This is a genomic window from Legionella stuttgartensis (assembly GCF_977063405.2).
On sequence record NZ_CDRUHA020000069.1, the window covers coordinates 1 to 11,454 of the forward strand.

Here is an 11,454-nt window from a genome sequence, read left to right on the forward strand (position 1 = left end):
ATTTTAATATGATTTCAAAAAAAGTGGCTCATGAGCATGAAGCCCGTGTCGATCAATGCTTCCTTTGCCACCAAACCACGTTGTGGACTGATATTAAAGGAGTTGGGTTTTATAAGCATCATTGAGGGACTCCTTCTCTACAATGGAAAATTATAAGTGCCATAACAATTTATTATGGCACTTACCAGGACTATTGATTGGGTGACTGTTTCTGCATCGGTATTTGATGTTGCATCAACAGAGGCATACCAGTAGGCGTTTGAATATATCCTTTATGCCAATACACAGTGGCATAATAAGCACTACAAATCATTCCTAAAATCGCAAAGAGAACGATGAGCCAACCAAAAACTTTTGCCAACGAAATACCGAAACCTTCGTGACGTGAAGTCCAGACAACCAAAATAATACCAAACGCTATAGCAATCAAAGACAACATCTGAGCCACATGAAATAGGAATGCTTCACCTGACATCATTGGCATCTGGAAATAGCCTGCATACCAGTATTTAATTGCGTAATAAGAACTGCATAATTCCCCTAAAATCCCAATAATGACAATCAGCCATCCAAATACTTTGCTTAATCCAGTACTGTTGCCTTCATTACGTAATGCCCAGACGACCAACATGATTCCAAGCGCTATTGCGATAAGGCCGAGCATCTCGGCACTGTGAAACATAAACATCATGGTGCACCTCCTTTACTGTCTTGTTGTTTACCAAAACGAGGTATAAACCCAGGAGTAACCGCAGCGTAGCGTTGATATTCCTCACCAAACTCCGCCAAAACCTCTTTTTCTTCCCTACGTGCGAGACGAACATACATATAAACCAGTATAGGAAACATGATTAAGGTCAGAATGGTTGGCCATTGCAATAAAAAACCAATCATCACCAGAATAAACCCATCATATTGCGGATGACGAATTTTGGCATACAGCCCACTGGTTGCAAGTTGATGCTTCTTTTGAGCACGATAAAGAGTACCCCAGGCGGATGCAATCATCCAAAGACCGCCGATAATGAAGACAAAACTTAAGATATGAAAGACATCAAAATGGGGATCACCTTTCAAGCCAAGCAGGGTATGGAGTAAATGACCACTGTCATGACCGTATAAATCTACTCCAGGATAATATTTAGAAAGCCATCCTGACAGAAAATAAATGGTTAAAGGAAAACCATACATTTCGGTAAAATAAGCGATGACAAACGCAGAAAAAGCACCAAAGGCGCGCCAATCTCGCCTTGTTTTAAACGTGGTGGTAAAACTGTACGCAAACAAAATGAAAATAGCCGAATTGACAATGACCAATAACCACAAACCATAGGCATACGAAGTATGTTCCATTTTCGATTAATCCTTATCCTCAGACGAGTCGTCCTCATTATCAGACTTATGATGATGCTCCTCTTCATGACCTCCATGTCCTCTATGCATAAACAGATGCATTAGTGGACAGAGTAAGACTAACAGCAAAAAAGGCGAAGCCCCAAGAAAACTCGCAATGTGAGCACCATGCTCTACAATCAAGAAATAGCCAATAATCCCAATAATGATGATGGCCACCATACCAGAAGGAGAACTCCAAAAGTGCATCTCTTTTTGTGGTTTTGATGACTGCGGGTGATGCTTAGGTTCAGGCGACATGATGTGCCCTCCTTTGCTCATTAAATTTTATTAGTATAGTCCATCCTGATAAAAGATTGCGCCAGTAAAGTATCACCCATATATTGTTCAAATTTCGAACTAAAGTGCTATCTTGTCTATACTTAGATTGATAAGTATTGGATTTAGACTAGCTTAGAAATAACGCTATCACATCCTTTACAAGGAGCGGCAATATGTGGACTTTAAAGACGTTGAAGCGGTTTGTTGCTGTAGCCGCTTTGATAGGCTCAACTGCTGTAGCCGCTGCTTTTGATACCTCAGTCAAAAATGATTCCCAATTAGGTTCTATGATATTGGCTGCCAGTGTCCATCATCCACCTCATTGGACACCTCATGGTGGACATGGTAAGTGGCATTGGGATGGACATAGATGGCATTGGATTCAATACCACTACAAGTGGCATCATAACTGGCATCAAAATTGGCACCAACAAAACTGGCATCACGGTGGACAAGGTGGACACGGCTGGCAAGGCGGGCATGGCAGCGGACATTAAGAAGAAGGGAGCTCATTCTCTTGATGCGTGGTACTGTATTAACATGTTGTTAAGAGGTTTTTTTTGTGCCAAATATATTCAGTCAGGTAAATCAGTCACCGTCATAAAGACGTGGGGAAGGACCTTCTAATCTTTGGGGAGAGTAAGCCTAATACCCCAATCAACACCAATAATAGGACAATGAGCCCCAGTAAGAAGAGGCATGAAATTCAAGCAGGATAACTCTCCTTATAGGCTTAGGCTTAAATTTGAAAAATATCCGCGAGTTCCTTGGGCTGTAACTGCTTTATCGTATCGACTCAAGGCATGAATGTATGCCGCTTGCCGCATATCTGTTTGATATTGTTCCATCAGCTGCCAAATATTCTTGAATTCACGGGATATGATAGTCTGTAATTCTTCTTGAACTTTTTCCATACTCCAATAATAACCTGATTTATTTTGAACCCACTCAAAATAGCTTACGATGACCCCACCCGTATTGGCTAATATGTCGGGTACAATTAATACTCCCTTTTTCTGCAATAGTGCATCGGCCTCTAAGGTTATTGGACCATTTGCAATTTCAATGATTATTGGCGCCTTAATTCTGGCTGCATTTTCTTGGGTAATTTGATTTTGTGCAGCAGCTGGGATAAGTAAATCGACATCGAGTTCCAATAACTCTTCATTCGTAATGGTAGCATCCTTCGCAAGTTTACAAACAGACTCTTTGCAATATATGGACTGCACCTCTTTAGAGCTGTTTTTTATTTCAATCATGCGAGGTATATCGATGCCTTTGGTATTATAAATTCCTCCTTTCGAATCACTTATCGCAACAATTTTATAGCCATTGTCGTAAAGCAGCTTAGCAATACTTTGTCCCGCATTACCAAATCCTTGAACAGCAACTCGTAGCTCAGAAGACTGCCATTTTTTCTTTTTTTCAAGAATTTTAATGCAATAGTAGGCACCTAGACCGGTCGCACCCTCACGCCCCAAGCACCCTCCCAAAGAAATAGGCTTGCCTGTGATTACCGCTGGACTATTTTGCCGAACAATGGTGGCATACTCATCCATCATCCAGCCCATGATCATCTCATTGGTATACATATCAGGAGCAGGGATGTCTTTGTCTGGTCCAATAAAATCCGCTATTAACTCAATGTAGCTTCGACTTAATCGCTCCAACTCCATGCGAGATAATTGTTTTGGATCAACAATTACCCCACCTTTTGCACCACCAAAGGGGATGTCGACGACAGCGCATTTTATTGTCATCCATAATGCAAGAGTTTTTATCTCATCTAAATCCAATTTTGGATGAAACCGTATGCCCCCTTTCATAGGACCACGGCTGTCATTATGATGGACTCGATAAGCTGTAAAAATTTTTAATTCACCATTATCCATCCGAACTGGGAGAGATACTTCCAGACAGGATTTAGGGTGTTTCAGTTTCTCTAAAGCTTCGGAATCAATACGACAAAATGAAGCGGCCTTATCAAGCCGTGAAAGAGCATCTAAATACATACATTCCTCCAATTAGTGCATTCACGAGGTTTCTTCTGGACAAACCATGGGTACTAACTATTTGTTATTTGGCCTACTCTGAACTCAAAATAATTTCAAACCCATGAGCAAGAGCGTGGGCTTAAACCGGTACTTTTATCTAGTGCACCAGGACTCCAGTATCCTGGTATAAGCAACTCACGTGACCGTTTAAAAAAGAACAGCTACTCCTAACGTGATTGTATCTTGAGTGGTAGGCTCTCCTTGACTTCGAAGAATTCTCTTAAGAGCACCATATTCTTCATCATGTTCGTACTCTGTAAAAATATTAAGCCCTGGCTTAAGACGATAATAAGGCCTAAGGATGTAACGCATTTGGTTTAAGCCATTGCCAATCTCGTTTTTGACGACGGTATGAGTGGCCAGAATGCTGCGAAGCCCAGTGAGGAAGAAGAAGTTATTGGTCAGTTGGTTAGCCCGTGCTAACTGAATGTCAAACTTCACACTGCCATCACGATAATACGTTCTAATATTGGTATCAATATACCAAGGCATTAACCCTTCAATACCAATACCAGGTTGCCAATAAGGGCCTCCGGGGCGATAAAAATAATTGACTCCTCCTTTAACTGCCCAAAATTGGCTAATCAAATGCCAATAGAACACATCGATATCTGCGTTTTCAACGGTTCCTTTATAAATTTCAGCGTCCTCAGTATACAACTGGAGCTTATTGTAATCTGGGCCATAGAGGCCTCTAAACGTCATTTCCTGAGCATTATGAAAAGGATCTTCACCGAGTTCAATATAGCTTGAACGATAGAAACCTTGATGATGCCCTGCGGGGTGTTTGATGAGAGAAGCATCCAGTGGCATGACTTCGTCTTCTCGTACGACCGGCCGATTGATGTAGGCTTGCTGATAGGCGTAATTGTCTGGCTTTCGAGTGCCTTTGGCAATCTCAATGATGGTGGTGTATTGAAATACCCGCGCCATGCCTGCGGTCATGTGCAGAAGATGGTGGCAATGGAAAAACCATTGGCCGCTGGCTTCAGTATCAAAATCGGCAACGGCAGTAGCTCCTGGAGCCACCTCAATGGTATGTAATAAGGGATCGTAAGCCCCATGACCATTGCGTAAAATAAACCAATGACCATGAATATGCATGGGGTGACGCATCATCGAATTGTTGGTAAAAATAATCCGATAACGCTTGCCTGGCTCAATCAAAATCGGTTTGGCCTTGTATTCTGGTAGGCCATTAATAAACCAGATATAACGGTCCATATAACCAAACAATTCCATTTTAATAATCCCATCGACTGGTTTATTCGGATTATTGGTTTTCACTGCTGCTTTTAACTCTTGGTATTTGGTTCCTAAGGTGGTGGCTTTTGCTGAATCAGGCGGCTCTATTTTATCGCCTATGATGGTCGGCTCAATAGGCATCTGCATGTTCATGGAATCATTCATCGACATGCCATGTTCCATAGGCCTATCTGACTTCATGTTCCTATTCATAGACATGTCATTAGCAGAGTGAGATGTCTTACTCTGGCTCATTGCGCTATGATTCATGTCCGGCATAGCCATGCTGTTGTTCATTGCGGTCGACGAGGAGTCAGACTTCATTTGAGCAGAGTGAGACTTCTTACTCTGACCCATTGCGCTATGATTCATGCCCGGCATGGCCATGCTCTTGTTCATTAAGGTCGACGAGGGGTCAGATTTCATTTGAGCAGAGTTAGGCGTCTTACTCTGACTCATTGCCCCATGATTCATACCTGGCATGTCCATACTCTTGTTCATCGAGGTCGATGAGGATTTGGACTTCATTGATGAGGTGTGAGCGGAATGATTGGATGCATTGTCCATTTTCTTTTGGATAGTCTTAGAGGACATCGAATGATTAGCACTTTGCGAACTCATTGCTTGAGAGTGCGAAGGCATGGTCATGGAGGGTTTCATCGCCGTTGATGATGTTTTTTTGTTCATCAAGGCGTGTTGTTGATTTCCACTCATCCCCCCGCTATTCATAGACTGCATCATGTTGGCCATCATTTCTCTTGTGACAGGAAGTGGCTCAGGGAAAGGAGTCACGTGCTGATAGTTGACGACTTGATTAGGATGAGTCACTAAAGCCCCATACGCTTTGCCCAGCGTGTCAATCGACTCGGCATAAATAATGTAAGGCTCGTTTTTTTGAATGGTCACCAGGATATCATAGGTTTCACCTGGTGCAATCCAAAAATCCTCAATGGGATAGGGGGTTACATCATTTCCCTGAATATGCACCATCTCCACTTTGGCATCAGGAATTTTAACACGATAGATGGTGCTTGCTCCTGCGCCAATGAAGCGTAGCCGCACCCTATCCCCTACTTTCACAGGGGCGGTCCAAGGATGAGATTTAGGGTGACCATTTAATAAATACGCATCATACGCCACGTCACTTAAGTCATAGATACTCATGCGCATTTGTTGCATCATTTTATAATCAGCAATTAATTTTTTACGCTCTTCGGATGACGCTTTACGATAATCATGAAGAAACTTCATAAGCGAGGGTTGTAGGGGAAATCGAGGACCGTAATAGTCGCCGTCTTTTTTTAAATTCGCAAGTACTTGTTCCGCAGGGGTGTTGCTCCAATCGGATAACACCACCACATAATCTTTGGTGTAGTGATAGCTTGGAGGATTAGGCGGGTCAATAATAAAAGTCCCGTATAAGCCTTCTTGTTCTTGAACCTTGGCATGGGCATGGTACCAATAGGTCCCTCGTTGGTAAAGCTTAAAGCGATAATGGAACACGCCTCCTGGGGGAATTGGTTTTTGACTCACCCCGTCCACCCCATCCATTTGCCAAGGGACTAAAAGACCATGCCAATGAATGGACGTTCCCTCATCCAAATGGTTATACACATTGATGGTGACATCGTCCCCTTCTTTAAAATGCAACGTCGGTGCTGGAATTTGCCCATTAACAGCAATGGCGCGTCTTGGTTTGCCTGCAAAATTCACCGTTTTATAAGCAACCACCAAATTAACCGTACGCTTTGCTCCACCTGTAATAGTTAGAGGCGTCACCGCTTTAGGAGATTGTTTTTTAGTGGTAGGTTGTTCCATTTTGTATTGTGCAGGTTTCGATTGAGATGGTGTACTCTTCGAGGAAGTTAACGGTTGTGTTGAGGCACCATGTTGCTCATGCTGGGCAAACACAGCAGAAGAACCGAGCAGTAAAAAGGAAAAAATAAAGCAATAATTCCTAATTGAACAACGCAAATCCTTTTGTAACATGTTTCCATCCTTCCATAAAAATCGTATTAATGCGGTGATACCGTCTTTTCTGCTGTGACAGGCAAAACACCATACCCATGCCGATAGACTAATTCCGCCCCATACCAAGCGGTTGTGAGCAACAGCACTTGCACAAGGAATAAAGCCATTAAGAAGAGCAGCGTCGGTTTTTGGTGTTTAATATAACGCCAAACAACCCAAAACGCCATAAGTAAAATGACACTTGCAGTAGCCAGTGCCCAGTTGCGGTGAATCACTTTTACGGCGTGCGCCATAGCACCATGTTTTACCGTATAAAAGGCATAAAACCCAGCGGACACGGTGGTCATCGTGCTCAATGCGGCCAGCCATAAACACCAACGCGCCACAATTTCCAATTCGACAATCAATGGCTTGGTGTTCCAATGAATGTAAGAGGATACATAGGTTAGGGCATAAAGAATCACCGAAACAGTAAATAAGGCCACGGTAAAATGGACAAAAATGGGGTGCCAATTGGGGATAATTTCTATCATGGTCGATGCGTTCCTTATTCCAGTTTGGGGAACCAACATCCCATTCCCTCGTTTCTTCTTATAAAAAAATAGCCAAATGGCTATTCAGTTGACCCCTTTTTATTTCTTATTTTTGTTCATTGAATCGTATCCGTTATGCTAAATGTCAGAGATGAAAATAGCAACAATAAACCGGGTTGTCTTTAGTCGTTGGCAAGGACAAGAACAATCATTTTGAAGGAATTGTTATGAACGCTAAGGATTGTTTTGTAGAGAATGACTACGAAGAAAAAGCTCGAGAAACTAACCCTCTTTTTGATGAGAAAGGGGTTCATGAAGCGGACTTAGAGAGTGAAATGAACCTTGACGAGGAATTTGATGCCATACGCTCCATGAATTAATTTCCTCGCCTGTTAATCGGGATCCTTATAAAGGGCTTCAAACCAATTTGCCATCACGTCATTACGCATGATTCGGGAGGATTCCAACGAATCCCTCATCATCTGCGCAACACCATGCTCTATTTTTTTAAAACAATTGCTCTGTGTAGCCATGCGGCGATTGGCTTGAATGGGTGGGCTTAATAGTTCGATTGCTTTCATCAGCGGATTCACTTTTTCAGAAAACACATAGCGACTTAGGCGCATGGGATGCGTTTTCTCAAGGCACCAGGATAAAAAAGGATTACTTAAGCTCTGCACGGAAGGTTGGATAACTTTTTGATAAATCGAGTCATTGGCTTCGGATGTTTGACGAACCTTGTCAAACTGTTGCGTGGAGCTCGTTGTGCAAAGTTCTGTGAGTTCGCGCGCTTCAAAACGCACATGATATTGTTCTTTACTGCAATCGGGATCGCCTGTTGGGTTAACGATTATCATTTCATAAAGCCCTGGCTGCAATTGCTCAATGGCATCACTATGCTCTAAAATAGCACGATGGTGCAAACGAACGACCTTAGCCGATACAAAGATTCCTAAATGCCCAACGGAAGGATGAAGCAGATACACCACTCGCTGTTTGGCCTTCTTCAATGCTTGTGTCGTAGGATAAATTGTTCTTATCCAATGTAAAGCCTGCCTCGGTGGGGTAATTTGATCGCCTTGGGAAGCAAAGAGAACAATAGGGCTTTGAATGCGTTTCAAATCGTAAACACATCCTTTATGAATCCGCATTTCACCGCGCTCTAGTTGATTGCCAATAAAAAGATTATTCACGGTGGCCATTATCTCTTCCTGGCTAAATTGGTAAAACCCATTCCACCAGCGTTCAAACTCCAAGAATCGCTCCTGCTCTGTGTCAATTTCATCAAATAAGCCATAATACTTATCCCAAATGGCTGTGGTGGGATTGAGTAACTCAAAATTAGAGACCAACCACGCCCCATCAAAGATCCCTTCTTTTAAATCCGATAGAAAACGGGCACTCCAGGAGCCACCCAAGAGTCCCCCTAATAACTGCATGGGATTGGCTTCTTCTTCGCTGTTGGACCAATAAGAAACCGGTGAGCCATTCATGACTGTCAAGCCAACCGATCTCGCGCAATCAGAGGCCAATAAAGCCAGCATCCAACCGGCTTGGCAATTGCCATAAAGAATGGGGGCTTTACCTTCATGCCAGGCTTGGACTTTTTCAACAAAATGGCGCAAAGTCATCAGGACATCGGCGAGCGTTTGATGAGGCACAGGATTAGGATAAAAAATAACAAAATACACAGGATGACCACTATGAAGTGCTACGCCCACTTCAGAGTCCCGTTTGAAACCACCAATCCCTGGCCCATGGCCTGATCTGGGATCCACAATAATCACCGGATGAGCATGAGGATCAAAACACTCTTCAAAGCACACATCACCGACCTCAAGAATTTTAACCAATGCATAATTGGTTTTGGGTTCCAATGATTTCCCATCCAAAACTAATTCATATTTGAAATTAAGCAGTGGTGGCAACCCTTGTTGTTCGTGCTCCATCATATTATTGGCGCGTTCACGCAAGGTATCCCAAAATAAAATAGAACGCTGCCAACAATCCAGTTGATAAGAAATAAAATCATGCCCCATTTGATAAGGCGAATCGGTGTTTTCCTTGTCCATGCGTCACCACCATCCTGAATAATCCACATCTTTATCTGTTGTGGACAGATTTTTACAAAAATGTTCAATCCATTGAATTCCTGCACCCCTCATGACTCATTCCTTGATTAATTAGGGGCATTGGGAGTATACAGCGCACGCAGCTGTGCTAACACTTTTTGCAATTTTTGCCAGTTGGCTTGCGTCCCTTCTTTATCATTGGCATCTCCTGTTTTATCAAGACGAGTCGCCAATTGACCAACATAGCTTAGATTTTGTTGCAGTGTCTTTTTCTGCTCCTCTGATAAATCCTTGCTTAAAGCAGGTAATGCATTGGCTAAATCACGAATGGCAAACGCATGCTCGTGTATGGACGTTAAATCATCCCCGCCTAATATTTGATTAATGGATGCAGAATGCTTGTCTATTGCTTCCCAAATGGCTGGGACGGTTTTAGGAATAGATTCAGTTGGATTAGCAAAAACCTGGGAGCTCCCGAAAACCATCAAAACACTGGCTATAAGCCCCAACCAGAAGTGGTTTTTTTGTTTCAAAGTAATGTGCTTCATGTTATTTCTCCTTGTTCTGTTTCATTGAATTGCATCCGTTTTTTTCGCCATACTTCAATGGCGTTATACACCGTAGGTACTACCAACATATTGAGAACCGTAGAAGTCAATAACCCACCTAAAAGCACTTGGGCCAAAGGTCGTTCAAGTTCCTTTCCGGCAGGCGAACCCCACAACAAAGGAATCAAGCCCAGTGCCGCTGTAGCAGCTGTCATTAATACGGGCACCAAGCGGTCCATGGTGCCATCAATGACCACCTGCTCCCGAGTTTTTCCCTGCAATCGTAATTGATTATAGTGGCTCACCAAAATAATGCCATTTCTCGCCGCAATTCCAAACAGCGTAATAAACCCAATCATGGCGGCCACACTCATCTCGCCACTCACCACAAACAATGAAATGACCCCACCAATAAGTGCCAAGGGCAAATTAAACATCACCAATAAAGCCTCTCGAAACGTCCCAAACGCTTTATGCAGCAAAATCAGCATCACAAAAATCACCAAGCCACCAAAAACCAAAATCACTCTGGAGGCTTGTTGCTGGCTTTCAAATTGGCCGCCGTATTGAATAAAATAACCAGTGGGTAGTTTGATTTTTTCCTGCACTTCTTGTTGCACTTCAGCAATCACGCTACCTAAATCCCGCCCCTCCACATTAAAAGAAATCACCAGCAACCGTTGCACGTTCTCACGATTAATTGCAAAAGGTTGCGGTTCCAATGCAATCTCAGCCACAGCCCGCAATGGGATTTGCGTAATGGTATTTTGCCCCACGCCATGAGCATCAATCAGCATGTTTTGAATGTTCTTGACGCTGTCACGCCCTGGTTTATCCATTCGAAGATACAAATCAAACGTGCGTTGCCCCTCTAAAACGCTGGAAACACTCACGCCATTCAGAAGCACTTGCACGTCTTCCGAAATCTGCCCCACATTGACTCCATAGCGCGCTGCTTTTTCGCGATCGAGTTGAATCACCAATTGAGGGACTTTAATCTGTTGTTCCTTATTCACATCCACCACCCCTGGTACTGATTTTAACAGGGTCTCCATCGATTGTCCTAGTTCATTGAGTGTGGATAAATTATCCCCAAAAATCTTAACGGCCACTTGAGCGCGTACCCCAGAAAGCACTTCATCCATACGATGAGCAATGAATTGCCCCACGTTAAATACGGCTCCAGGAATATTCGCCAAATCCGCACGAATGCGACGCAGCAATTCATCAGGTCTCATGGACTTGTCTTTATCAAAGTTAAGAAGCACATCAAATTCACTGATGTTGGGTGGTAGCGCATCTTCATCAAGCTCACTGCGCCCTGCCCGCTGCGCAATGGAAATCACTTGCGGATAGC

Annotated in this window: 11 protein-coding genes; 2 read left to right on the forward strand and 9 right to left on the reverse strand. The window is 43.2% G+C overall.

Going from position 1 to position 11,454, the window contains the following annotated elements; all coding sequences use genetic code 11:
• Nucleotides 1-190 precede the first annotated feature (190 nt).
• From ACWTEW_RS24490 to ACWTEW_RS24500, 3 genes are read right to left on the reverse strand one after another with little or no spacing between them, the layout of a single operon-like run.
• Nucleotides 191-691 (reverse strand): hypothetical protein, encoded by a 501-nt coding sequence (locus ACWTEW_RS24490; protein ID WP_021460677.1) that lies wholly within the window; start codon nucleotides 689-691, stop codon nucleotides 191-193.
• Nucleotides 688-1,353 carry a methyltransferase family protein gene (locus ACWTEW_RS24495; protein ID WP_021460678.1) on the reverse strand — a complete coding sequence of 222 codons (666 nt, stop codon included), beginning with the start codon at nucleotides 1,351-1,353 and terminating at the stop codon, nucleotides 688-690. Before ACWTEW_RS24495 ends, ACWTEW_RS24490 begins: the two co-directional genes overlap by 4 nt.
• Before the next feature lie 6 nt (nucleotides 1,354-1,359).
• Nucleotides 1,360-1,653 carry a DUF2933 domain-containing protein gene (locus ACWTEW_RS24500; RefSeq protein ID WP_021460679.1) on the reverse strand — a complete coding sequence of 98 codons (294 nt, stop codon included), beginning with the start codon at nucleotides 1,651-1,653 and terminating at the stop codon, nucleotides 1,360-1,362.
• Nucleotides 1,654-1,847: 194 nt separating this feature from the next.
• On the opposite strand from ACWTEW_RS24500, the gene ACWTEW_RS24505 reads away from it, so the two are divergent.
• Nucleotides 1,848-2,171 carry a hypothetical protein gene (locus ACWTEW_RS24505; RefSeq protein ID WP_021460680.1) on the forward strand — a complete coding sequence of 108 codons (324 nt, stop codon included), beginning with the start codon at nucleotides 1,848-1,850 and terminating at the stop codon, nucleotides 2,169-2,171.
• 228 nt (nucleotides 2,172-2,399) lie between these two features.
• Here ACWTEW_RS24505 and ACWTEW_RS24510 read toward each other — a convergent pair whose 3' ends face one another.
• The 3 genes from ACWTEW_RS24510 to ACWTEW_RS24520 all read right to left on the reverse strand — a co-directional run bounded on the left by ACWTEW_RS24510 (nucleotide 2,400) and on the right by ACWTEW_RS24520 (nucleotide 7,516).
• Nucleotides 2,400-3,686, reverse strand: a complete 1,287-nt coding sequence (locus ACWTEW_RS24510) for a Glu/Leu/Phe/Val family dehydrogenase (RefSeq protein WP_011946137.1) — start codon at nucleotides 3,684-3,686, stop codon at nucleotides 2,400-2,402.
• A 189-nt stretch (nucleotides 3,687-3,875) separates the two neighbouring features.
• Nucleotides 3,876-6,962, reverse strand: coding sequence for a multicopper oxidase domain-containing protein (locus ACWTEW_RS24515; protein WP_021460681.1), 3,087 nt, complete (start codon nucleotides 6,960-6,962; stop codon nucleotides 3,876-3,878).
• Nucleotides 6,963-6,988: 26 nt separating this feature from the next.
• A complete protein-coding gene (locus ACWTEW_RS24520; RefSeq protein WP_031297968.1) occupies nucleotides 6,989-7,516 on the reverse strand; it encodes a DUF2231 domain-containing protein in 528 nt (175 codons plus the stop codon).
• A 188-nt stretch (nucleotides 7,517-7,704) separates the two neighbouring features.
• On the opposite strand from ACWTEW_RS24520, the gene ACWTEW_RS24525 reads away from it, so the two are divergent.
• Entirely contained in the window at nucleotides 7,705-7,857 is a 153-nt protein-coding gene (locus ACWTEW_RS24525) for a hypothetical protein (protein WP_021460683.1), read from the forward strand.
• Between the two features lie 12 nt (nucleotides 7,858-7,869).
• Here the strand turns inward: ACWTEW_RS24525 and ACWTEW_RS24530 are convergent, their stop codons facing one another.
• The 3 genes from ACWTEW_RS24530 to ACWTEW_RS24540 form a co-directional block, all read right to left on the reverse strand.
• Complete coding sequence (locus ACWTEW_RS24530; RefSeq protein ID WP_058393165.1) at nucleotides 7,870-9,549, reverse strand: DUF3141 domain-containing protein; 1,680 nt, start codon at nucleotides 9,547-9,549, stop codon at nucleotides 7,870-7,872.
• Nucleotides 9,550-9,656: 107 nt separating this feature from the next.
• The gene (locus ACWTEW_RS24535; protein WP_021460701.1) at nucleotides 9,657-10,097 is read right to left on the reverse strand and encodes a hypothetical protein; all 441 of its coding nucleotides are present in this window, start codon (nucleotides 10,095-10,097) and stop codon (nucleotides 9,657-9,659) included.
• On the reverse strand, nucleotides 10,094-11,454 hold a 1,361-nt coding region (locus ACWTEW_RS24540; RefSeq protein WP_454783568.1), incomplete at its 5' end, for an efflux RND transporter permease subunit. The genes ACWTEW_RS24535 and ACWTEW_RS24540, both read right to left, overlap by 4 nt.

Coding starts and splice junctions, on each gene's coding strand:
- ACWTEW_RS24490 (WP_021460677.1), bottom strand. CDS start 691: ATGATGTTTATGTTTCACAGTGCCGAGATGCTCGGCCTTATCGCAATA.
- ACWTEW_RS24495 (WP_021460678.1), bottom strand. CDS start 1,353: ATGGAACATACTTCGTATGCCTATGGTTTGTGGTTATTGGTCATTGTC.
- ACWTEW_RS24500 (WP_021460679.1), bottom strand. CDS start 1,653: ATGTCGCCTGAACCTAAGCATCACCCGCAGTCATCAAAACCACAAAAA.
- ACWTEW_RS24505 (WP_021460680.1), top strand. CDS start 1,848: ATGTGGACTTTAAAGACGTTGAAGCGGTTTGTTGCTGTAGCCGCTTTG.
- ACWTEW_RS24510 (WP_011946137.1), bottom strand. CDS start 3,686: ATGTATTTAGATGCTCTTTCACGGCTTGATAAGGCCGCTTCATTTTGT.
- ACWTEW_RS24515 (WP_021460681.1), bottom strand. CDS start 6,962: ATGTTACAAAAGGATTTGCGTTGTTCAATTAGGAATTATTGCTTTATT.
- ACWTEW_RS24520 (WP_031297968.1), bottom strand. CDS start 7,516: ATGTTGGTTCCCCAAACTGGAATAAGGAACGCATCGACCATGATAGAA.
- ACWTEW_RS24525 (WP_021460683.1), top strand. CDS start 7,705: ATGAACGCTAAGGATTGTTTTGTAGAGAATGACTACGAAGAAAAAGCT.
- ACWTEW_RS24530 (WP_058393165.1), bottom strand. CDS start 9,549: ATGGACAAGGAAAACACCGATTCGCCTTATCAAATGGGGCATGATTTT.
- ACWTEW_RS24535 (WP_021460701.1), bottom strand. CDS start 10,097: ATGAAGCACATTACTTTGAAACAAAAAAACCACTTCTGGTTGGGGCTT.